This is a genomic window from Streptomyces sp. NPDC051684, assembly GCF_044453445.1.
Classification (GTDB): Bacteria; Actinomycetota; Actinomycetes; order Streptomycetales; family Streptomycetaceae; genus Streptomyces.
Genome location: NZ_JBITCS010000004.1, coordinates 126,874 through 148,434 on the forward strand (window position 1 = coordinate 126,874; position 21,561 = coordinate 148,434).

The 21,561-nt window shown below is 70.9% G+C and carries 16 protein-coding genes; 6 read left to right on the forward strand and 10 right to left on the reverse strand.

What is annotated here, in order from left to right; translation table 11 throughout:
- Positions 1-48 precede the first annotated feature (48 nt).
- Complete coding sequence (locus ACIA8D_RS06540) at positions 49-1,494, reverse strand: Nramp family divalent metal transporter (protein ID WP_399229293.1); 1,446 nt, start codon at positions 1,492-1,494, stop codon at positions 49-51.
- 163 nt (positions 1,495-1,657) lie between these two features.
- Positions 1,658-3,031 (reverse strand): sodium/glutamate symporter, encoded by a 1,374-nt coding sequence (locus ACIA8D_RS06545; protein WP_399229295.1) that lies wholly within the window; start codon positions 3,029-3,031, stop codon positions 1,658-1,660.
- 216 nt (positions 3,032-3,247) lie between these two features.
- Between ACIA8D_RS06545 and ACIA8D_RS06550 the strand changes: the two genes are divergently transcribed.
- On the forward strand, positions 3,248-4,114 hold the full coding sequence (locus ACIA8D_RS06550) for an LLM class F420-dependent oxidoreductase (protein WP_399229297.1): 867 nt from the start codon (positions 3,248-3,250) through the stop codon (positions 4,112-4,114).
- Positions 4,115-4,121: 7 nt separating this feature from the next.
- On the opposite strand, the gene ACIA8D_RS06555 is transcribed toward ACIA8D_RS06550, so the two are convergent.
- The 4 genes from ACIA8D_RS06555 to kdgD form a co-directional block, all read right to left on the reverse strand.
- Positions 4,122-4,787 (reverse strand): DUF4232 domain-containing protein, encoded by a 666-nt coding sequence (locus ACIA8D_RS06555; RefSeq protein ID WP_399229299.1) that lies wholly within the window; start codon positions 4,785-4,787, stop codon positions 4,122-4,124.
- 141 nt (positions 4,788-4,928) lie between these two features.
- On the reverse strand, positions 4,929-6,251 hold the full coding sequence (locus ACIA8D_RS06560) for a gluconate:H+ symporter (RefSeq protein WP_399229300.1): 1,323 nt from the start codon (positions 6,249-6,251) through the stop codon (positions 4,929-4,931).
- Positions 6,252-6,366: 115 nt separating this feature from the next.
- Complete coding sequence (gene gudD / locus ACIA8D_RS06565) at positions 6,367-7,716, reverse strand: glucarate dehydratase (protein WP_399229302.1); 1,350 nt, start codon at positions 7,714-7,716, stop codon at positions 6,367-6,369.
- 90 nt (positions 7,717-7,806) lie between these two features.
- Positions 7,807-8,739, reverse strand: coding sequence for a 5-dehydro-4-deoxyglucarate dehydratase (gene kdgD, locus ACIA8D_RS06570; RefSeq protein ID WP_399229304.1), 933 nt, complete (start codon positions 8,737-8,739; stop codon positions 7,807-7,809).
- A gap of 310 nt (positions 8,740-9,049) precedes the next feature.
- Here kdgD and ACIA8D_RS06575 point away from each other — a divergent pair, with 310 nt between their 5' ends.
- Positions 9,050-9,649 carry a TetR/AcrR family transcriptional regulator C-terminal ligand-binding domain-containing protein gene (locus tag ACIA8D_RS06575; RefSeq protein WP_399229305.1) on the forward strand — a complete coding sequence of 200 codons (600 nt, stop codon included), beginning with the start codon at positions 9,050-9,052 and terminating at the stop codon, positions 9,647-9,649.
- 57 nt (positions 9,650-9,706) lie between these two features.
- Positions 9,707-12,079 (forward strand): DHA2 family efflux MFS transporter permease subunit, encoded by a 2,373-nt coding sequence (locus tag ACIA8D_RS06580; RefSeq protein ID WP_399229307.1) that lies wholly within the window; start codon positions 9,707-9,709, stop codon positions 12,077-12,079.
- Between the two features lie 70 nt (positions 12,080-12,149).
- Here the strand turns inward: ACIA8D_RS06580 and ACIA8D_RS06585 are convergent, their stop codons facing one another.
- Together ACIA8D_RS06585 and ACIA8D_RS06590 are read right to left on the reverse strand one after the other, a co-directional pair.
- Entirely contained in the window at positions 12,150-13,664 is a 1,515-nt protein-coding gene (locus ACIA8D_RS06585; RefSeq protein ID WP_399229309.1) for an alpha/beta hydrolase, read from the reverse strand.
- Positions 13,665-13,752: 88 nt separating this feature from the next.
- On the reverse strand, positions 13,753-14,652 hold the full coding sequence (locus tag ACIA8D_RS06590; protein WP_399229311.1) for a LysR family transcriptional regulator: 900 nt from the start codon (positions 14,650-14,652) through the stop codon (positions 13,753-13,755).
- Between the two features lie 138 nt (positions 14,653-14,790).
- On the opposite strand from ACIA8D_RS06590, the gene ACIA8D_RS06595 reads away from it, so the two are divergent.
- From ACIA8D_RS06595 to ACIA8D_RS06605, 3 genes are read left to right on the forward strand one after another with little or no spacing between them, the layout of a single operon-like run.
- Complete coding sequence (locus ACIA8D_RS06595; protein ID WP_399229313.1) at positions 14,791-16,215, forward strand: M20 family metallopeptidase; 1,425 nt, start codon at positions 14,791-14,793, stop codon at positions 16,213-16,215.
- Positions 16,212-17,501, forward strand: a complete 1,290-nt coding sequence (locus tag ACIA8D_RS06600) for an MFS transporter (protein ID WP_399229315.1) — start codon at positions 16,212-16,214, stop codon at positions 17,499-17,501. The genes ACIA8D_RS06595 and ACIA8D_RS06600 overlap by 4 nt, the downstream gene beginning before the upstream one ends.
- Before the next feature lie 37 nt (positions 17,502-17,538).
- Positions 17,539-18,576 (forward strand): 1-aminocyclopropane-1-carboxylate deaminase, encoded by a 1,038-nt coding sequence (locus ACIA8D_RS06605; RefSeq protein WP_399229317.1) that lies wholly within the window; start codon positions 17,539-17,541, stop codon positions 18,574-18,576.
- Here ACIA8D_RS06605 and ACIA8D_RS06610 read toward each other — a convergent pair.
- Together ACIA8D_RS06610 and ACIA8D_RS06615 are read right to left on the reverse strand one after the other, a co-directional pair.
- Positions 18,555-19,451, reverse strand: coding sequence for an NmrA family NAD(P)-binding protein (locus tag ACIA8D_RS06610; RefSeq protein WP_399229319.1), 897 nt, complete (start codon positions 19,449-19,451; stop codon positions 18,555-18,557). The genes ACIA8D_RS06605 and ACIA8D_RS06610 overlap by 22 nt on opposite strands.
- 83 nt (positions 19,452-19,534) lie before the next feature.
- On the reverse strand, positions 19,535-21,427 hold the full coding sequence (locus ACIA8D_RS06615; RefSeq protein ID WP_399229322.1) for an alkyl/aryl-sulfatase: 1,893 nt from the start codon (positions 21,425-21,427) through the stop codon (positions 19,535-19,537).
- Positions 21,428-21,561 lie beyond the last annotated feature (134 nt).

Below are 21,561 nucleotides of genomic sequence, written 5' to 3' on the forward strand. Positions count from 1 at the left end.
TGTCCGTAGACACGTTGATACGTAAAACCGGGTTTCAGGTTTCGGCGTTCAGCCGAAGAGGTCCGAGAGCTGCTGGCGCACCGTGAGCACGGACAGCACACCGAAGAGCAGCACCGCCCACACCAGCGCGGCCACGCGGAAGCCGCGCACCTTCAGGGGGTTCGGCAGCGCGGTGCGGTTCATGACGAGGAGCAGGATCGAGTACACGAACATCATCACGCCGGACACGCACGCGGAGATGACGAGCAGGACGAGCGGCTGGTCGAACCCGGAGAGCAGCACGATCGCGCCGATGGCGACGACCGCCCACACCAGGCGCGCGTACATCCGCGACTCGCTCGTCCGACTTCCGCGCAGATACGTCGACTTGAGGACGTCGGCCGCCATCCGGCTGGTGTAGTCGATGATGCCGGTGGCGGCGCTGAACAGCGAGAACGCGCCGACCAGCCAGAAGAACACACCGAACCAGTCCCCCACGCGCTCCTGGAGGACCTGTCCCTCCTTCTCGATGAAGCCGACGTTGTTCTCCAGGCCACCCGTGCCGAACAGCGTCGAATGCGCCAGCATCGAGGACAGGATGATGGTCACGACGGTGACGAGGACGAAGGTGATGGCCTGCTCGACGTTGGCGAAGCGCCACCAGCGGCGCCAGCGGGACATGTTCGTCTCCGTGAGCTCGAAGACGTAGCCGACGACGGGGCCCGCGGCTTCCTCCTTGCCGGTGACCGGGCTGACGAGGCGGGGCACGTAGTGGCCCATGCCGAAGCCCTTGTCGCGGATCCAGTTGCTCTGCACCAGGTTCTGTCCGCCGCCCGCGCCCGCGTAGGCGAGGGCGCCCATCAGGACCGCCACGCCGAGTTCGGAGGGGAACGTCGCGTCGGTGACGGCCTTCGGGAGGTCGCCCACGGTGGTGGCGGTGACCGCGAGGATCAGGGCGAGGAGGAAGAAGCCGCCGATGACGAGGATCTTGACGCCGAGCAGCTTCTCCAGCGCGTTGTAGACGACGGGCGCGAGGGTGAGGATCAGGCCGATGAGGACGAGCAGCCCGATGCCGATGTAGGCGGGCTTGCCGCCGAAGACGTAACTGAGCATCGTCGCCGAGCTGGTGGCCCAGCCGGGCCAGAGGTTGGCCGCGCAGGTGAACACCACCATGACCAGGCCCCAGTGGCGCCAGTAGCGGTTGAAGCCGGTCACCGCGGTCTCGCCGGTGGCGAGGGTGTAGCGCTCGATCTCCATGTTGAGGAACCACTGGGTGACCACGCCGACGACGGCGCCCCACAGGAAGACGAGTCCGGCCTGGGTGGCGATGTACGGCCAGAGGATGAATTCGCCCGAGGAGAGTCCGACTCCGGCGGCCACGACGCCGGGGCCGATGATGCGCCAGGTCTTCGCGGGCGGTGCGGGCAGCTCCCGGACGGCGGGTGGCGGGAGGAGCTTCGTGCGCAGGGGGAACGGTGCGGGCGGAGGGGAGGCGGAATGTCCGGTCTCGGTCATCTGGGGCGTCTCCGGGGGCCGTTGGGGCGGAAGTGGAGCGCGTGCAGGCCCGGCAATCATCGGATGATTCGGGGCCGCCCGTCCAGTGGGTGCGCACGAGAAACGCCCCGGGCGGGGGCGCCCGGGGCGTTTCTCGTGCGGCGTTCGCCTTCGCCGTGGTGTGTCAGACCCCGGCGCTCTCCCTGGCCGGCACCTGTGACGCCTTCGCCTTGCCGCGCGGAGCCCACCCGGCCAGCCAGGGCAGGACGAGCGCGAGCACACCGACCGCGGCCCACGCGCCGCCGACGGCCCAGGCGGCGCCGGCCGACAGCAGGACGGGCACGAACGTCACGGTGGCCGTCTCGACGGGCGCGACGGGGATGTAGGCGACGCCGAACTCCTCCAGCGTGCCGCTCTTCAGCTTCGGGTCGACCATGCGCAGCAGGGCGATCGCGGTCGCCGCGGCGCCGGTCGTCCAGCCCCAGGTCACGAGCCCCTTCTCGAACCAGTTCCCCTCGAACAGGCGCGGCGCGACGACCAGGAACAGGAAGAGCACGAGGGCGAGCCCGCCCGCGAACATCAGCGCCAGCGGCAGCCAGTAGTCGGCGACGAAGCTGGGCACGATGGAGGCGATGCCGCAGGTGATCAGGACGTCGGTGGCGGTGCCGGAGAGCGACTTGAGCGACTCCCCGTCGACGTAGTTCCAGGCCTTGGTGCGGGCCACGACGGCGCGCAGGAGCAGGCCGAGGATGAAGGCCAGGGCGAAGACCGGGAGCATCAGCGAGGGGAACATCCCGGTGATCCACTCGGAGACGCCGTACGCGGCGGCAGCGAGTGCGGCGATCACCGCGATCTGGAAGCCGAGCGGTTCGATGGAGGCGGGCGAGGTGGTCGCGCGGCCGGTGGGGTGGCGCTCCTCGTCCTTGCGCACGAGGCCGGTGCGCAGCTCCTCGGGGAGCGTCTCGAAGCGGCCGACGCTGCTGGTGTGTCCGCGCCGCGCGCCCCAGTTGCACAGGATGATGCCGCCGACGACACCGACGAGCATGCCCACGGTGGCCGAGGTGAAGCCGAGGGAGCCGGCGCCCTCCCACCCGTTCGCCTCGAAGGCGGTACCGAGGGCGGCCGCCGTGCCGAAGCCACCGGCCCAGCCCGCGAAGAGCAGCGCCCCGAAGGCGTCGGGCACGTCCCACACCGGCTGGAGCAGCACCAGGCCGAGTACGACACCGAGGCCCACCTGCAACGCGTAGGCGGCGACGCCGTACGAGCCGAAGGATCCTGCCGCCTTGCCGAAGCCCTTGAGGCCGAGGCCGTCGGTGAGGGCGAGGCAGGCGAACACGACGACGATGAGTACGGACGCGTAGGTGCCGAGCTGGTCGGAGAACGGCAGCAGCCCCGCCCCTTCCGGGCCGAGCGCGAGACCGAGGAAGCCCGCCATGACGCTGGAGGGCAGCATCAGCCGCTGGAACAGCCGGACATGGGCGCGCAACAGGGTGCCGACGAGCAGCAGCACGGCTATCAGGCCGGCGTCGCTGAGCAACGACCAGGGTGAGTAGGACAACGGGGACTCCGGGGTGGGGCAGGCACCTCAGGCAGTGCGGGACGAGCGGGGTGATCCGGAGTTTTCCATCAGCAAAGAAATGGTAAAGGGAAACCCAGCTTCCGGTTTCCGCCGGTACGCGGGACATGGGAGCTGGAATGCGATGCGCCCCCGCGCTGGTTGTGCTCGTCTGGCTGTGGACGCCCCACATCCATCCAGCGGAGGGATCGGACACACATGAGCACCGCCCTGAAGGACAAGGTCGGCCGGTACGGAATCTGGAACGTCGGGCTCCGCTCGGAGGACCCGGACCAGCGCGCGGCGATCGCCGACGCCGCCGCCGAACTCGAGGAACTCGGTTACGGAGCCGTCTGGTTGGGCGGCAACAGCGCGGCGGCAAATGCCCTGCCGCTGTTGGAGGCCACGTCGCGGCTCACGGTCGGGACCAGCATCCAGAGCATCTGGCAGCACGACGCGCAGGACAGCGCGGCCGCGTTCGCCGAGGTCGAGAAGGCGCACCCCGGCCGCTTCCAGCTCGGCCTCGGTGTCAGCCACGCCAAGCTGGCGGAGCAGTACCGCAGGCCGTACTCCGCCCTCGTCGACTACCTCGACGCGCTGGACGCGGCCGGGGTGCCCGTCGAGCGCAGGCTGCTCGCGGCGCTCGGCCCGCGCACGCTCAAGCTCGCCGCCGACCGGGCCGCGGGCGCGATCCCCTACCTGGTCACGCCCGAGCACACGGCGCAGGCGCGTGAGCTGCTCGGCGAAGGGCCGCTCCTCGCACCGGAGTTGAAGGTCGTGCCGGAGACCGACCCGGACCGCGCCCGCGCGCTTGCCCGGGAGGTCCTCGCCATGTACCTCGCGCTGCCCAACTACACGAACAGCTGGCTGCGTCTCGGCTTCACCGAGGACGACTTCGCCTCAGGCGGCAGCGACCGCCTGATCGACGCGCTGTACGCCTGGGGCGACGAGGAGCGCATCCGCGCCCGCGTCGACGCCTTCTTCGACGCGGGCGCTGACCACATCGCGCTCCAGGTGGTGGACGGCACGCCGCCCGACCGGCTGCCCCTCGAGGGCTGGCGGCGGGTCGCCGAGCTGCTCACGTGACCTGAGGTCACTGCTTGCCGGAGCCGACCGGGTCCACCGTCACGTTGGAGCCGGTGGAGTCGCTCACCGGCAGGTTGAGGGAGACCGGCAGGGTCTTGGAGTGGGTCTCGTTCGGCGGGGTGACGACGATGCTCACGATGTCGACGCCCGAGCCGCCGGTGTCGTTGCGCGGGGTGTGCAGCGTGAACCGGGTCTCCTCGCCGTTCTTGAGGACGACGGCCGGGGCGGTGCGGTCGCTGCGCTTGGCGCTGATGCCGCCGCCTCCGTTGTCGGCCTTGAGGTCGACGCCCGGGAAGCCCTTGAGGGAGCAGGCGTCGCTGGTGTTCTTCAGGGTGACCATCAGGTCGCCCTCGCCCATGCCGTGGGCGGTGCTGAACGCCAGGTTCGCCGTCTTGCAGGGGCCGGTGTTGATCTGCCCGCCACCGCTGCCCTCGTCGGCGTCCGCGGAGCCGGTGGTGGCGGTGTCGTCCCCGGTGTTGGTGGCGTTGTCGTCGCCACCCTGCCGCGCGTCGCCGCCACCACCCGAGTCGGAGGCGGCGGACGACGACGAGGACGACGAGGAGGAACCGGAGTCGTCGCTGCCCGCGGCGGAGTCCTCGTTGCCCTGGCAGGCCGTGAGCGAGAGGCCCGCGACGAGGGCCAGGGCGGCGAGTGCGGTCTTCTGAGCGCGCATGGTTTCGGTTCCTCCGTGGTCGGTGGTGCTGTCCGCTCGGTGGGGGCGAGCGTTACTGGTGTAAAGGACCCCAACCGAGGGGTGAACCGTTCCTCCTGACTCCGCACCCATACATGGCTGTTACAAACGCCTGTCGGATCCTCACATCACGGCGTTGAGCGCCATGACACCACCGAGGCCCAGCACCGCGAGCACCGTCGTATAGGTGGTCCGTGCCTTGATCGCGTCGAGGACCGAGAGGTTGAAGTACTCCTTGAACATCCAGAAGCCCGGGTCGTTGACGTGGGAGAAGGCGATCGAACCGCAGGAGACGGCGAGCACCATCAGCTCCGGGGAGGATCCGCTGCCCGCCACCATCGGCGCGACGATGCCCGCGGCCGTGGACACGGCGACCGTGGCCGAGCCGAGCGCGATGCGCAGGATCGCCGCGATCAGCCAGGCGAGCAGCAGCGGGGAGATCGACCAGTGCTCGGTGGTGTCCTTGATGTAGTCCGAGATGCCGCCCTCGACGAGCACGTTCTTGTACGCGCCGCCCGCCGCGATCACCAGCATGATCATGGCCATGGACTTGGCCGCGTCGCCGCAGGAGGTGGCGATGTCCTTGAGCGAGCGGCCGACGCGCGGGCCGAAGACGTAGATGGCGAGCAGCAAGGTCAGCAGCAGCGCGAACTCGGGGGAACCGACGAACTTGATGACACCCATGCCCGGGGCGTGGTCGTCGAGGGACATCTCGGCGATGGCCGCGCCGGCGATGAGGACCACCGGGAGCAGGGCCACCGCGAGCGACCAGCCGAGGGCCGGCATCTCGTCCTCTTCGAAGACGCGCTCGGTGACGAGGCCGGTGGGTATCGACGGGTTCATCCGGCGGACGAACGGCAGGCGTGGCCAGACCAGGGCGATCAGGGCGCCGGCCGGGACGGCGATGAACAGGCCGACGAAGAGGGTCTGGCCGACGGAGGCGTCGAACATCTCGGCCACGGCCGTCGGGCCGGGGTGCGGCGGCAGGAAGCTGTGCATCGTGGAGAGCGCGATGGACATCGGCAGGCCGATCCACAGCAGGTTCTGCCGGGTGACGCGGACCAGGGTGAAGGCCACCGGGACGATGATGACGAAGGCCACCTCGTAGAACATGGTGACACCGATGAGCATCGCGGTGACGACCATCGCCACCTGCACCCACCGGTCGCCGAACGCCTTGGTCAGCTTGGTGGCGATGCGCTGGGCCGCTCCCGCGTCACCCATCACGCGGCCGACCATGGCTCCCAGGCCGATCACCGGCAGGGTGCCGGAGAGTTGGTCGCCGATACCGGTCTCCAGGACATCGGAGATCTCCGGCAGGCTGATGCCCTGGACCATCGCGACGACGACCGCGACGAGCAGCAGGGCGATGAAGCCGTTGAGCCTCACCTTGGTCATCAGGAACAGCAGCGCCACAACACTGAGCGCAACGACGAGCATTGGCATGATCACTTCTCCTTCGAAGTGACGGAGGTGCACGTTCGGAAGTCAGGGCATGCGAGGGCTCGGGGCGGCGTCGTGCGAGCGGGGCACGACGCCGTACCGGAGACGGCGGAAGGGGTCAGCGCACCAGGGCCGGGCGCTTGGCGTCGAAGGTCCAGCCGGGGATCAGGTACTGCATCCCGGCGGCGTCGTCCCGGCTGCCGAGGCCGAGGGAGAGGTAGCGCTGGTGGGCCGCCTCGACCTGGTCCAGGTCCAACTCGACGCCCAGGCCGGGGCGTTCGGGCAGTGCGATGGCGCCGCCCTCGATCGGCAGCGGCTCGTGGGTGAGGCGCTGGCCGTCCTGCCAGATCCAGTGGGTGTCGATGGCGGTGATGTCACCGGGCGCCGCGGCGGCGACGTGCGTGAACATCGCGAGCGACACATCGAAGTGGTTGTTGGAGTGCGAACCCCAGGTCAGGCCCCAGGCGTCGCAGAGCTGGGCGACGCGCACCGAACCGTTCATGGTCCAGAAGTGCGGGTCGGCGAGCGGGATGTCGACCGCGTCGGCCTTGATGGCGTGGCCCAGCTGCCGCCAGTCCGTGGCGATCATGTTGGTGGCCGTCTTCAGGCCGGTGGCACGGCGGAACTCGGCCATCACCTCGCGGCCCGAGTAGCCGCCCTCGGCGCCGCAGGGGTCCTCGGCGTACGCGAGCACATCGCGCAGCGAACGGCCGATCTCGATGGCGTCGTCGAGCAGCCAGCCGCCGTTGGGGTCGAGGGTGATGCGGGCCTCGGGGAAGCGTTCGGCGAGGGCGGTGACGGCCTCGGCCTCGGCGCGGCCGTCGAGGACGCCGCCCTTGAGCTTGAAGTCCTGGAACCCGTACCGCTCCTGGGCCGCCTCGGCGAGCGCGACGACCGCCTCGGGGGTGAGCGCCTCCTCGCTGCGCAGGCGCTCCCAGGCGTCCTTGGCGTCGGACTCGTCGCGGTAGTCGAGGTCGGTGCGGCGCCGGTCACCGACGTAGAAGAGGTAGCCGAGGACGGGGACGGAGGTGCGCTGCACGCCCTCCCCGAGGAGCGCGGCGACCGGCACGTTCAGGTACTGACCGAGCAGGTCGAGCAGCGCGGCCTCGACGGCGGTGACCGCGTGCACGGTGACGCGCAGGTCGAAGGTCTGCGCGCCGCGGCCGCCCGCGTCCCGGTCGCCGAAGCGTTCGCGTATCGCGCGCAGGACGGCCTGCGGGTCGCCGACGGGCCGGCCGACGACGAGGTCCCTCGCCTCTTCGAGGGTGGTGCGGATGGGTTCGCCGCCGGGGACCTCGCCCACACCGGTGCGGCCGTCGGAGTCGGTGAGGATCACCAGATTGCGGGTGAAGTACGGGGCGTGGGCCCCGCTCAGGTTCAGCAGCATGCTGTCCTGGCCCGCGACCGGGACGACCCGCATCGAGGCGACGACGGGGGTGGGTGCGGGGGGAACGGCCTTGGTGCTCATGAACGGTGACACCTTTCGCGTGCGGCTCGCAGGCGGATGAGGGGACCTACGGAAGGGGCGGGCGGAACATGGGGCGAGCGCCGGCCGGGCTCAGCGGCCGATGCCCTTGATCAGCGCGGTGAGTGCGTCCAGCTCCGCCGGTTCCAGGTCGGTAAGCGGCGGCCGGACCGGGCCCGCGGGGTGGCCGGTCGCGGCGAGTCCCGCCTTGACGATGCTGACCGCGTAGCCGCTCTTGCGGTTGCGGATCTCCGTGTACGGCAGGACGAACTCGTCGAGCTTGCGCAGCACTTCGTCGTGGCGGCGGGCGCGGATGTCCGCGAAGAAGGAGAGCGCGAACTCGGGGACGAAGTTGAAGAGGGCCGACGAGTAGGTGGTGACACCGAGTTCGAGGTACGGCAGGGCGAACATCTCGGCGGTCGGCAGGCCGCCGATGTAGGTGAGCCGGTCGCCGAGCCTCGCGTAGATGCGGGTCATGGCGTCGATGTCACCGACGCCATCCTTGTAGCCGATCAGGTTCGGGCAGCGTTCGGCGACGCGGGCCACGGTGTCGGCACCGTACACGGCGTTGGCGCGGCTGTAGATGATGACACCGAGGTTCGTCGCCCGGCAGACCGCCTCGACATGTGCGGCGAGTCCCTCCTGCGGGGCCTCGGTGAGGTAGGGCGGGAAGAGCAGGATGCCGTCGGCGCCCGCGCGCTCGGCGGCCTTCGCCATCTCGACGGCGGTGGCGGTGCCGTAGCCGGCCGGGGCCAGGATCGGGGTGCCCTCGGGTGCGGCGGCCACGGCCGCGGCCACGACCCGCTCGACCTCGGCCACGGTCAGCGAGAAGAACTCGCCGGTGCCGCCGGCCGCGAAGAGTCCGGCGACTTCGTACGCTCCGAGGCGGCCGACGTGTTCCCGGTAGGCCTCCTCGTCGAAGTCGAAGGCGGCGGGGTGGTCCTTGTCCCGGAAGTGGGTCACGGGGAAGGACAACAGGCCCGAGCCGAGGCGTCGACCGAGGTCGGCAGGCGTGTAGGCGGTCATAGCGGCGGTGCTCCCGAACTGAGGTGTGCGACAGACGTACCGGAGGCTGGCCAACTCCCGTATGGCCCGCGTCACTGGTCTGGCGTGACGCTATGAGCTGCCGCTGATGCACGTCCAACACCGATTTCGCATCTTGCGATGCGCGTTGAGCATCGTCGAGCGATCTTCACCGGGGACACACAGGGAACGAAACGTTTGCGTTTCGATGAGGGGAGGGCGTACCTTCTAACGGTACGAAACCGTTTCGGTTCGCTTATCCGCGCACGACACAGCGAGCGGATCCGCGCACCACCCGTCAGGCAAGGAACCCATGGGGCTGCCCGAACCCCTCACGCGCAGAAAGCGGCGTACCCGCCTCACCCCCGAGCGGGAGCGCGAGCTCTTCGGACGCACCCTCGACCTCGTACGCGACGTCGGCTACGAGACGATGACGCTCGACGCCGTCGCCGCGCAGTCGAAGTGCAGCAAGGCAACGCTCTACCGGCAGTGGGGCAGCAAGCCACGGCTCGTGTCCGAGGCGCTGCGCGAGATGCGGCCGTTCTCCCTCGACGACCTGGACACCGGGTCGCTCCGGGGCGATCTGCACGCGCTCGCGGAGCGGATCGGCGAGGCCCGCAAGGATCTCGACCTCGTACGCGGCATCTCGCTGGCCATCCGCAAGGACGCGGAGCTCGCGGACGCCGTGCACGAGGCGCTCGTCCAGCCCGAGCTCGACCTGTTCGAGGCGATGCTGGCGCGGGCCGCGGAGCGCGGCGAGATCGACCGCTCCGCACCCGCCTGCGGTTTCCTTCCGCACATGTTCGTCGGCTCCGTCTTCTCCCGGCCGCTCCTCGAGCGGCGGGCGGCCGACACCGAATATCTCCAGCGCTACGTGGACACCGTCGTCCTCCCCTTGCTGCTGCCCGCCTGACCGCCTCGGGCCGCCTTTACGGCCCGAGGCTCCCGACAGACCTCGAAGGACCACGCAATGCCCACCCCGCTCGACGCGCGCGAGCGTCCGGCCGCGGCCTCGTCCGCACAGCCGCCGGGCGCCCCGGCCGCGCACCACGTGCCCCACCGCTGGTGGGTCCTGGCCGTCATCGGCCTCGCCCAGCTGATGGTGGTGCTCGACGCCACCATCGTGAACATCGCCCTGCCGTCCGCCCAGGCGGACCTCGGCTTCTCCGACGACGGCCGCCAGTGGGTCGTCACCGCCTACTCGCTCGCCTTCGGCAGCCTCCTGCTGCTCGGCGGCAAGCTGTCCGACCTGTTCGGGCGCAAGAACACGCTGATCATCGGCCTCATAGGGTTCGCGGGCTCGTCCGCCCTCGCCGGTGCCGCCACCGGTTTCTCGATGCTCGTCGCGGGCCGCGCCCTGCAGGGTGTGTTCGGCGCGATTCTCGCGCCGACCGCGATGGCGCTGCTCACGACGACCTTCACCGAGCCGAAGGACCGCGCCCGCGCGTTCGGCATCTTCGGCGCGATCGCCGGTTCCGGCGGCGCGATCGGCATGCTGCTCGGCGGCTTCCTCACCGAGCACCTCGACTGGCGCTGGACGCTCTACGTCAACCTGGTCATCGCCGCGTTCGCGGTCGTCGGCGCGCTCGTCTTCATCCGCAAGCCCGCCCCGGGCCCGCGCCCCAAGCTCGACCTGATGGGCACACTGCTCGTCGCGGCGGGCCTGTTCAGCATCGTCTTCGGCTTCTCCAACGCCGAGACGCACAGCTGGGGCAACTGGATGTGCTGGGTCTTCCTGGCCGCGGGTGTCGTCCTGCTCGCGCTCTTCATCTTCTGGCAGACCCGGGCCAAGCACCCCCTGCTGCCGCTGCGCGTCCTCGCGGACCGCAACCGCGCCGCGTCCTACGTGAGCGTGTTCATCACCGGTGCGGGCATGTTCGGGATCTTCCTGTTCCTGACGTACTACCTGCAGACGATCCTCGGCAAGAGCCCGATGGAGACCGGCGTCGCGTTCCTGCCGATGATCCTCTCGCTGATGATCACCGCGCAGATCGCCACCATGGCGCTGATCCCGAAGCTCGGCCCCAAGCCGGTCGTCCCGGTCGGCATGGGTCTCACCGCGGGCGGCCTGGTGTGGCTGACCGCGCTCGACGTGACCAGCAGCTACGCCTCGCACGTGCTGCCGCCGCTGATCATGATCGGTGTCGGTATCGGTCTCGTGATGCCGCCGGCGATGAGCCTCGCCACCCTCGGGGTCGACCCGAAGGACCAGGGTGTCGCCGCCGCGACCGTGAACACGATGCAGCAGGTCGGTGGCTCGATCGGCACCGCCCTGTTCTCCACCATGGCCGCGACGGCCGCCACGAACTACATCGCCGACCACGGTGTCTCGAAGTCCAGCCAGGCCGAGGCCGCCGTGCACAGCTACGCGACCGCGTACTGGTGGGCCGCCGGGTTCTTCGTGGCCGGTCTCGTCATCTCGGTCCTGATGTACCGCGCGGGCCGTCCGCACGCGCAGGCGCAGCAGAAGGTCGAGTCCACGTCCGAGGCGGCCGAGGCCGCCGAGACGGCGGGCGAGGCCGTGGCCGCCGCCGCTGCCGTCACCCCCGTCGCCACCGCCCCCGCGGTGGAGGGCCCGGGTGTGCACGGTCGGATCCTCGACGGTCAGGGCGCTCCCCTGTCCGGCGCCGTCGTCACCCTCATCGACCGGGGCGGCGCGCAGATCGGGCGCGGCGCCGCCGCCTCCGACGGCAGCTACGCGGTGTCGGCTCCCTCGGGCGACGGCGAGGGCTACGTCCTCGTCGGCTCGGCGCCGGGCCGTGACCCGCGAGTCGCCACGCTGGCGCTGCGCGCGGACGGACCGGTCAGCTTCGACCTCGTCCTCAGCGGCGACGGCGGCCTCTACGGCACCGTGCGGTCCGAGTCCGATTCGGCGCCCGTGGTCGGCGCGCTCGTCGTCACCACCGACGAGCGCGGCGAGACCGTCGGATCGGCGCTCACCGACCCGGACGGCGGCTACTCGCTGCCGCAGCTGCCCCCCGGCGCGTACACGTTCACGGCCAGCGCGGAGGGCTTCCAGCCGTACGCGGGCCAGGCCCAGGTCGCCGGTGGCACCGCCACCCGGCAGGACGCCCTGCTGCGCTCCGCCGCGACACTGACCGGCACGGTCCGTGGCACCGACGGCTCCCCGGTGAACGACGCCCGCGTCACGCTCCTCGACCAGGCGGGCAACGTGGTCGCGGTGCACACCACCGGCGACGACGGGGCGTACGCGTTCGCCGGCCTGTCCGGCGCCACGTACACGGTGATCGCCAGCGGCTACCCGCCGGTGTCGAAGCCGGTCACGGTGGCGGGCAGCGGCAACCCGGGCGACCTCGACGTCGCGCTCGGCCACGGGGACTGACAGCTCCAGCCGGTTGACGGAACACACCGCCGCGGGCGGGGCAGTCCTCTGCCCCGCCCGCGGCGTCGTGCTATCCGCACGTCCTGCCGTCCTTCGGCACCGTGCCGTCGAGAAGATAGGTATCGACGGCTCGGGTCGCGCACGCGTTCTGCGGATACGTGCCGTGGCCCTCGGCCCGCACCGACAGCAGTACGCCGACGCCCTCCCCCAGCTCGTCAGCCATGTGTCTGCCGCCCTCGTACGGGGTCGTCGGGTCGCCGGTGCCCGCGACGACCAGGATCGGGCGGGCGCCCTGCGCGCTGACGTCGGGGTCGGCGCGCTCGCCGTCGAAGGGCCACTCGTAACAGAGGTACGGGCCGTTCGACCACGCCTCGCCGAAGACGGGTGAGGCCGCCTTGATCCTCCTGGCCATGTCGTCGGCCCGGTCGTATCCGGGGCGCAGGTCGGAGTCGGTACAGGTGACGGCGACGAGGGCGGAGGTGCCGTCGCCGTCGGAGGGGGCGGAGCGGGCCTTGGCCCGGGGCTTGTGGTCGTCCGCCTCGTCCATCAGGTCGCGGGTGTCGCCCCGTGTCAGGGCGTCGTCGAGCGCCGTGGCCAGGGGCCGCCAGCCCTCCTTGCCGCGGTCCAGGTAGTCGGAGATGGCGTAGGCGGCGTCGGTCCCGTCGAGCTTGTCCTTGTCTCGCGTGCCAGCGGGGGTCTTGTCCAGCTTGTGCAGGAGCGCGAGGACACGCTGCCCGGGGGCGCGGCCGAGCGGGCAGTCGTCGTAGGCGCTGACGCAGTGCCGGGCGAAGCGGTCGAAGGCTCGCTGCACGGCCTTGACCTGCGCGATGTCGCCCTCCACCAGGTCCCGGGTCGGGTCGACGGGGGCTTCGAGCACGAGACGCCCGACGTTCTTCGGGAACAAGTGGGCGTACACACCGCCCAGTTCGGTTCCGTAGGACACACCGAAGTAGTGCAACTTCTCGTCGCCGAGCAGATACCGGATGAGGTCCATGTCGCGTGCGGTCTGCGAGGTACCGATGTACGGCAGAACCTTGCCGGAATCCTTCGGGCAGGCGTCACCCTTCTCGAACCGCCTCGCCACGCAGGTGACGGGGATGGTCCGGCCCACCCCGCGGGGATCGAAGGAGACCAGGTCGTAGCGCTCGCCGAGGGGCTCGTACTGGTTGGCGTACTTGGGCAGGCCCGCGACACCGGACACGCCCGGCCCACCGAAGTTGAACAGCAGGGACCCGATGCGCTCGCGCTCCGGTCCGGTGGCCCGCTTCCTTATGAGCGCAACGTCGATGGTGCCGCGCCCCGGCCGCCGGTAGTCCAGCGGCGCCTTCATGGTGGCGCACTCATACCCGCCCCTGCGCGCCCCGGACGGCGCCGCGCACCGCGCCCACCGAAGCCGCTGCCCGCCGGTGAACTCGGCGGGCACTCCGGCCGGCGGGTGCGATGCCTTGGCCTCCGCCCGCAGCGGCTCCGGCCGCGGGCCGCCCGGCGCGCCGCCCGCCCCCTTGCCGACATCGCACCCGCTCACCATGAGCACCGCCGCCAGCAGAAGGCCACCGCCCCTCTGCCAGGTCCTCGGCACACGCATCCCCGCTCCCCCGCCCTCAGCCACCAGAATTCCGTACCCCTCGCACGTTGTCGCGGTGAACCTACTGGTCACCAGCGGCCGGCACCAGTCACACCGCCCGATGCCCGAGCGCGTCGATCACCCGGTCCATGAAGTCCGCCGCCGCGGGCGGGAGTTCGCGGCCCGCTCGGCATTGGACCTGAAGGGTGCGTTGGCGGAACTCCTTCTCCGCCAGAGGGATCGCGGTCAGGGCGCGGCGGTCGGACGGGCCCAGGGTGACGCGGCTGGCGAGGGTGACCGCGCTGCTGGCGCGCACGAAACGCAGGAGCGCGTCCACCGTGGTGCACTCGAAGACGCCCTCCACCGTGAGCTGGTGCGCCGCCGCCGAGGCCTCCAGGAGCAGGCGGCTCGTGGTGTCGGTCGAGGGCAGGGCCACCGGGTGCCGGACGAGGTCGCGCACCGAGACCGCCGCCTTGTCGGCGAGCGGGTGGCCCCTGCGGACGATCGCGCAGAGCGGGGCCTCCTGCGTGTGCCGGATCGAGACACCCGCCGGCAGCGCGATGTTGAAGGTGACGCCGAGGTCGGCGATGCCCTCCGCCACCATCTGCGTGGCCTCCGTCGGCCGCGCCACGTGCAGGATGACGCGGGCCTCGGGATGCTCCGCGTGGAAGCCCGCCGCGACGTCGGGCAGCAGGTGGTGGGTGACGCCGATCGTCGCGGCGACCGTGATGACCGCCCGCGTCGTCCGGCTCTGGTGCACCTCTTCGGTGAACGCCTCGGCGTCCTGGATCGCCCGCCGCGCGAACCCCGCGAACGCGCGCCCGGCCGGCGTCGCGGTCACTCCGCTCGGCTGCCGGTCGAAGAGCGGGGCACCCACCTCGCGTTCCAGCCGGGCGAGTTGGCGGCTCACCGCGGATCCCGCGACGAAGAGCCGGCGCGCCGCCGCGTTCACCGACCCCGTCTCGAAGACGGCGATGAAGTACCTGAGGGCCGGGTCGACCAGCGGCATTGGACGTGCCCTCTCCCTGCGCCTTCGCCATGGACCGTGCGTTGCCGCTACGGCAACGCACGCGTTCCCATATTGTCACCGCCGGACGCTCCACCGCCCCTTGTTGGCCTCTCCTGTGCGGTGCCACCGTCGTGGCCCATGAGCAGACAGGACGCGATCGACAGCGCCGCCCACCACTTCGACTCCGGGACGTTCCGGGAAGAACTCACCCGCCTCGTCGCGGTCCCGACCGAGAGCCACGACCCGGCCCAGGAGCCCGCGCTCCACCGCTACTTGAGCGAGGAGATCGCGCCGCGCCTGCACCGCATGGGGTTCGACGTCGAGATCGCGGAGAACCCCGTCTCCGCCCGCCACCCCTTCCTGGTCGCCCGCCGCACCGAGGCCGAGGGCCTGCCCACTCTCCTCACCTACGGCCACGCGGACGTGCAGCCGGGCCACCCCGACCGGTGGCGCACCGGCCTCGACCCCTGGCGGCTCATCGTCGAGGGCGACCGCTGGTACGGGCGCGGCGTCGCCGACAACAAGGGCCAGCACCTGGTCAATCTCGTCGCCCTGGAGCACGTCGTCGCGCAGCGCGGCGGGCAACTCGGCTACAACGTGGTGGTGCTGCTGGAGACCGGCGAGGAGTTCGGCTCCCCCGGCCTCGCCGAGTTCTGCGCGCAGCAGCGCGACCACCTACTGGCCGCGGACCTGCTCATCGGCTCCGACGGGCCCCGCGTCGCGACGGACCGGCCCACCGTGTTCCTCGGCTCCCGCGGCGCCGTGAACTTCACGCTCCGCCTCGACCTGCGCGAGGGCTCCCACCACTCGGGCAACTGGGGCGGGCTGCTGCGCAACCCCGGCACCGTCCTGGCCAACGCGATCGCCTGCCTCGTCGACGACCGCGGCAGCATCCGCGTCGAGGGCCTGCGCCCCGCCGAGATCCCCGACGAGGTGCGCCGCGCCCTCGCCGACATCCCCGCGGGCACCGACGGACCCACGCCCGACCCCGGCTGGGGCGAGCCCGGACTCACCCCGAACGAGCGGCTCTTCGCGTGGAACACCATCGAGGTCCTCGCCATGACCACGGGCCAGCCGGACAACCCCACCAACGCCATCCCCGGCTCCGCCCGCGCCCACTGCCAGCTCCGCTTCGTCGTCGGCCTGGAGTCGTCCGACGTGGCGCGGTCGGTGCGCAAGCATCTCGACGAGCACGGCTTCGACATGGTCGAGGTCACCGCCGACTACGGCATGGAGGCGACCCGGCTCGACCCCGCCAACCCCTGGGTGGCCTGGACGCTCGGCTCGCTGGAGCGCACGACCGGGACGACACCCTCGCTCCTGCCCAACCTGGCGGGCTCGCTGCCCAACTCCGCCTTCTCCCGCGACCTCGGCCTGCCCACGGTGTGGGTGCCGCACTCGTACCCCGGCTGCTCCCAGCACGCCCCCGACGAGCATCTGCCCGCCCCACTCGTGCGCGAGTCGCTCCAGGTGATGGCCGGGCTCTTCTGGGACCTCGCCGACCTCTCCGACCACGGCACCTGGCCCCCGGCCACTCCTGCCACCGACGGGAACACCCCATGAGCGCGCCACCAGCGAGAGCCACAGCAGGGACGACCACCACCCCGAGCCCGGGGAAGATCATCACCGCTGCGTGCGTCGGCAACGCCCTGGAGTGGTACGACATCGCGGTCTACAGCTACTTCGCGACGTACCTGTCGAAGGTCTTCTTCACCAACGACGACCCGGCACTCGCCCTGCTCCTCACTCTGGGCACCTTCGGTGTCTCCTTCCTGATCCGCCCGGTGGGCGCCCTCGTCCTGGGTTCGTACGCCGACCGGGCCGGCCGGAAGGCCGCGCTGTCCTGGTCGATCGGGCTGATGGCGCTGGGCACGCTGCTGATCTGCGTGATGCCGTCGTACGCGGCCATCGGTGTGGTCGCGCCGGTCGGCATCCTGCTCGCCCGGCTCGTCCAGGGCTTCGCGGCGGGCGGCGAGTTCGGCAGCGCGACGGCCCTGATGGTCGAGTTCATGCCGAACCGGCGTGGTTTCGCCGCCAGTTGGCAGTTCACCAGCCAGGCCGCCAGCACCCTGCTCGCCGCCCTCCTCGGCACGGTGCTCACCTCGACGCTCAGCGAGGACCAGCTCACCTCCTGGGGCTTCAGGATCCCGTTCCTGATCGGCCTGCTCGTGGCGCCCGTGGGCCTCTACATCCGCCGCAACGTGCCCGAGCCGCCCGCCACGCCCCGGGAGCCCGAAGCCACCCGCGCGCCGGTCCGCACCATGCTGCGCGAGCACAAGACCGGCGTGCTGCTCACCATCGGGCTGCTCGCCGTGACGACCTGCCTCAACTACCTGATCACGTACATCCCGACGTACGCGACGAAGACCCTGGGCCTCCCGGACTCCACGGGTTTCGTCACGGCGCTCGCCGGTGGCCTGGTGCTGCTCGCGGTGACGAGCGTGGCGGGCCACTTCTCCGACCGGGTGGGCCAGATCGCCATCATGATTCCGGCGGCTGGCGCGGTGCTGCTGCTGATCTACCCGATGTTCGCGCTCCTCGTGGCCGCGCCCTCGCTGGCCCTGCTGATCGGGGTCGTCATGGTGATGGCGCTCTTCAAGGGCTGCTATTACGGTCCCATGGGCGCACTCATGGCGGGCATCTTCCCGGCCGGGACCCGCGCGACGGGGATGGCGGTGGGCTACAACATCGGTGTCACCGTCTTCGGCGGCTTCACCCCGATGATCGCGGCCTGGCTGCTCGACACCACCGGACAGTCCGCGGCCCCCGCCTACTGGGTGGCGTTCGCCGCCGTGACGAGCCTGACCAGCCTGTTCGTGCTGCGCCGCCGCGCCCTGCGCCCCCGATGACCCGCGCCCGACGGGCCCGCCCACGCAAGGAGTCCCCATGTCCCTGAACGACAGGTCCCTGAATGGCAGGTCCCTGAACGACTTCGAGCGTCACCCCCTCCTGTTCGGCCCCAGCCCAGTACACCCGCTGGACCGGCTCAGCAAGCGTCTCGGCGGCTCGCGGATCTGGGCCAAGCGGGAGGACTGCAACTCCGGTCTCGCCTTCGGCGGCAACAAGACCCGCAAGCTGGAGTACCTGATCCCCGACGCGCTCACCCAGGGCGCGGACACCCTCGTCAGCATCGGCGGTGTGCAGTCCAACCACACCCGACAAGTGGCCGCCGTCGCGGCCAGGTTGGGCATGAAGGCCGTCCTGGTGCAGGAGAGCTGGGTGGACTGGCCGGACGCGGTCAACGACAAGGTCGGCAACATCCTGCTGTCCCGGATCATGGGCGCCGACGTACGCCTGGTCGAGGCCGGATTCGGCATCGGCTTCAAGGACAGCTGGCAGCAGGCCCTGGAGGACGTACGTGCTTCTGGCGGCACCCCGTACGCGATCCCCGCCGGCGCCTCCGACCACCGGCTCGGCGGCCTCGGCTTCGCGAACTGGTCGTACGAAGTGGAGCAACAGGAGCGCGAGTTGGGCGTCTTCTTCGACACGGTCGTGGTGTGCAGCGTCACCGGCAGCACGCACGCGGGCATGATCGCCGGGTTCGCGGGCCAGGACCGGCCGCGCCGGGTGATCGGCATCGACGCCTCGGCGAAGGTCGACGAGACCCGCGCCCAGGTGGCGAAGATCGCCCGCGCCACCGCCGAACTCATCGGCGTCGGCCGGGAGTTGCGCGAGGACGAGATCACCGTCCTGGAGGGCTGGGCCGGTGACCGCTACGGCATCCCGGTCGAGTCCACAGTGGACGCGATCCGGCTCACCGGCGAGCTGGAGGGCGTGCTCCTCGACCCGGTGTACGAGGGCAAGTCGATGGCCGGGCTCATCGACCTCGTCCGGGACGGCGACATCCCCAAGGATTCCAACGTCCTGTACGCCCACCTGGGCGGGCAGCCCGCGCTCAATGCCTACAGCGGCGTCTTCCACTGATCGTTGGCCCACTCGCGGAACGTCCGCGCGGGCACCCCGAGGACATCGGCGACCGTCGATGTCACGTACGCCGGGTGCCCCGCGCTCGCGCCCCACGCGTCGAGCAGCATGTCGACGACCGGCCGCGGCCAGACACCTTCGGTCGCGCGCCGGAACTCGTCCGGGGTGAGCTCCTCGAACGGGACCGGGCGGCCGATGACATCGCCGATCACGCGCACCTGCTCCGCGTGACTGAGCGCCTCGGGGCCAGTGAGGACGTAGTCGCCGCCGGTGTGTCCGTCCTCGTACAGGGTGCGGGCGGCCACGGCGGCGAGGTCGCGCTCGTCGATCGGGGCGGTCTCCAGGGCGGCGTAGGGCCACCGGACCGTCTGCCCGGCGTTGATGGCGGGCTCCCACCACAGGCGGACGTTCGAGGCGAACATGCCGGGCCTGAGGATCGTGGAGTCGAGCCCGGAGGCCGCGATCAGACGCTCGATCCCGGCGTGCAGGTCGGCCATCGGGTTGGGCTGCTGGAAGAACGGGTGCGGTGTGCGGTGCGGAGAGGAGAGGAAGACGATCCGTCGCGTGCGGGCCGCGATCCGCTCGACGACGGCCTCGGCCGTCGCGGGCGGCGCGGTCCACAGCAGGAACACCGAGCGCACGCCCCGCAGCGCGGGGTCGAGGGAGGCGGGGTCGGTGAAGTCGCCCGCCACCACCTCGACGCCGTCCGGGAGCCGCGCGGTCCCCGGATCGCGGGTGAGCGCCCGCACAGGCACGCCCGCGGCCAGCAGTTCGTCGACCACCGCCCGGCCGATGCGACCGGTGGCTCCCGTCACCAGCACCGGGTTCGTCCTGTCGTGCTCCGCGTCCACCTGTCGCGGCTCGTCGTTCCTCATGGCATCCATCATAACGTAACCGAGTTACATTCTTTACCCGGTGAACCAGGTGGGCCAGGCGAGCGAGGTGAACCCGGTGATCCTCAGGGTGTGACGATCGCGAAGTCCAGGTCGCCGGGGTCGAGCACCGAGGTGAGCCGGCCGAGCGCCGACGCGTCCCCCTCGACCTCGATGCCCGCCTGTTCCAGGCCCTCCGGCGTCAGACCGGTCACGGCGAGGTGCGCCAGGGCCGGGACGGTGCCGGTGAGGGTGACGTCCGCCGCGGTCTTCTGGGAGGCGGAGCTGTAGGTGAGCACGCCGTTGGTGAGGCGGACACGGTAGCGCTCGTCGACGTCGGTGAGCTGGACGTCCACGCTCAGTTTCTCGTCCCATGCCTTGGGGCCGTCGATCTGGATGGCGAGGGCGTCGAACAGCATCGCCGGAGAGAGGTTCGCGATGATGTCCGGCGCCGCGGTGACCGTGGGGGTGCCGAACTGGCCGTCGCGCAGTTCGGTGGCGCCGGAGAGGAAGAAGTTGCGCCAGGTGCCGTTCTCCGCGCCGTAGCCGAGCTGTTCGAGCGTGTCGGCGAGCAGGGCACGGGCCGCGGAGTGGCCGGGCTCGGCGAAGACGACGTGGCTGAGCACCTCGGCCGCCCAGCGGTAGTCGCCGGCGTCGAAGGAGCCGCGCGCCTTGGTGACGACGGCGTCGGCGCCGCCCATGAACTCGACGTAGCGCTTGCCCGCCTCGACGGGCGGGTGCTGCCACAGATGGGCCGGGTTGCCGTCGAACCAGCCCATGTAGCGCTGGTAGATGGCCTTGAGGTTGTGGCTGACGGAGCCGTAGTAGCCGTGCGTGTTCCAGGAGCTCTCGAGGGCCGGGGGCAGTTGCAGGTGTTCGGCGATCTCGCTTCCGGTCCACCCCTTGTTGATCAGGCGCAGGGACTGGTCGTGGAGGTAGCCGTACAGATCGCGCTGGGTCTCCAGGAACGCGATGGCGCGCTCCTGACCCCAGGTCGGCCAGTGGTGGGAGGCGAACACGACGTCCGTCTCGTCGCCGAACAGGTCGATGGTCTCGGTGATCGCGTGCGACCAGACGTGCGGGTCGCGGACCACGGCGCCGCGCAGCGTCAGCAGGTTGTGCAGGGTGTGGGTGGCGTCCTCCGCCGTGCACAGCGCCCTGAAGTCGGGGAAGTGGATGAGGAGTTCGGCCGGGGCCTCGGTGTTGGGCGCCATCTGGAAGACCATGCGCACACCGTCGACGGTCTCCTCCTGACCCGTCGTGGTGATGATCAGGGTCGGCGGGACGAGGGTCACGGTGCCGGTCGAGGCGGTCTGGCCGAGTCCTGCGCCGACCTGCCCCTGCGGGCCGCGGGCGAGCGCCGCCCCGTACATGTACGCGGCGCGGCGGCCCATGGCGGTGCCCGCGTACACGTTCTCGGCGACCGCGTGCTCGGTGAAGCCCTCCGGTGCGATCACGGGTACGCGCCCGGCGTCGACGTCCTCCTGCGTGGTGACACCCTTGACGCCGCCGAAGTGGTCGACGTGCGAGTGGGTGTAGAGGACGCCCGTGACCGGGCGCTCGCCGCGGTGCTCGCGGTACAGCGCGAGGGCCGCCGCGGCGGTCTCGGTCGAGATCAGCGGGTCGATGACGATCACGCCCGTGGTGCCCTCGATGAACGTGACGTTCGACAGGTCGAGTCCGCGCACCTGGTAGATACCCTCGACCACCTCGAACAGGCCCTGTTCCGCGACGAGTTGGGACTGCCGCCACAGACTCGGGTTGACGGTGTCGGGAGCCTCGCCCTTGAGGAAGGCGTACGTGTCGTTGTCCCAGACGACGCGCCCATCCTCGGCGGTGACCGCGCTGGGTACACGTCGCGCGACGAGCCCCCGGGGGGCATCCTCGAAGTCCTGCGTGTCATCGAACGGGAGGCGAGCGCGGAGTTCCGCCTGTTGTTCGGTGATGGACGGCTGCGCGGCGTTCGGCGTCGAAGTCATATCGCCAGATTCACACCTTTGTGCCCCGATTGCGCGGCACGACGCGCACGCGTCACCGGCGCCGCACAACGGATGGTTGTACTCCTGCGCCGTGTTCGTTGTTTGATCCCGGCATCCGGCGGCGGCTTGGATGA

Excerpts from the sequence above, each read along its gene's own strand:
- ACIA8D_RS06540 (WP_399229293.1), bottom strand. The coding sequence starts at position 1,494 with ATGACCGAGACCGGACATTCCGCCTCCCCTCCGCCCGCACCGTTCCCC.
- ACIA8D_RS06550 (WP_399229297.1), top strand. The coding sequence starts at position 3,248 with ATGAGCACCGCCCTGAAGGACAAGGTCGGCCGGTACGGAATCTGGAAC.
- ACIA8D_RS06555 (WP_399229299.1), bottom strand. The coding sequence starts at position 4,787 with ATGCGCGCTCAGAAGACCGCACTCGCCGCCCTGGCCCTCGTCGCGGGC.
- ACIA8D_RS06560 (WP_399229300.1), bottom strand. The coding sequence starts at position 6,251 with ATGCCAATGCTCGTCGTTGCGCTCAGTGTTGTGGCGCTGCTGTTCCTG.
- gudD (WP_399229302.1), bottom strand. The coding sequence starts at position 7,716 with ATGAGCACCAAGGCCGTTCCCCCCGCACCCACCCCCGTCGTCGCCTCG.
- kdgD (WP_399229304.1), bottom strand. The coding sequence starts at position 8,739 with ATGACCGCCTACACGCCTGCCGACCTCGGTCGACGCCTCGGCTCGGGC.
- ACIA8D_RS06575 (WP_399229305.1), top strand. The coding sequence starts at position 9,050 with ATGGGGCTGCCCGAACCCCTCACGCGCAGAAAGCGGCGTACCCGCCTC.
- ACIA8D_RS06580 (WP_399229307.1), top strand. The coding sequence starts at position 9,707 with ATGCCCACCCCGCTCGACGCGCGCGAGCGTCCGGCCGCGGCCTCGTCC.
- ACIA8D_RS06585 (WP_399229309.1), bottom strand. The coding sequence starts at position 13,664 with ATGCGTGTGCCGAGGACCTGGCAGAGGGGCGGTGGCCTTCTGCTGGCG.
- ACIA8D_RS06590 (WP_399229311.1), bottom strand. The coding sequence starts at position 14,652 with ATGCCGCTGGTCGACCCGGCCCTCAGGTACTTCATCGCCGTCTTCGAG.
- ACIA8D_RS06595 (WP_399229313.1), top strand. The coding sequence starts at position 14,791 with ATGAGCAGACAGGACGCGATCGACAGCGCCGCCCACCACTTCGACTCC.
- ACIA8D_RS06600 (WP_399229315.1), top strand. The coding sequence starts at position 16,212 with ATGAGCGCGCCACCAGCGAGAGCCACAGCAGGGACGACCACCACCCCG.
- ACIA8D_RS06605 (WP_399229317.1), top strand. The coding sequence starts at position 17,539 with ATGTCCCTGAACGACAGGTCCCTGAATGGCAGGTCCCTGAACGACTTC.
- ACIA8D_RS06610 (WP_399229319.1), bottom strand. The coding sequence starts at position 19,451 with ATGAGGAACGACGAGCCGCGACAGGTGGACGCGGAGCACGACAGGACG.
- ACIA8D_RS06615 (WP_399229322.1), bottom strand. The coding sequence starts at position 21,427 with ATGACTTCGACGCCGAACGCCGCGCAGCCGTCCATCACCGAACAACAG.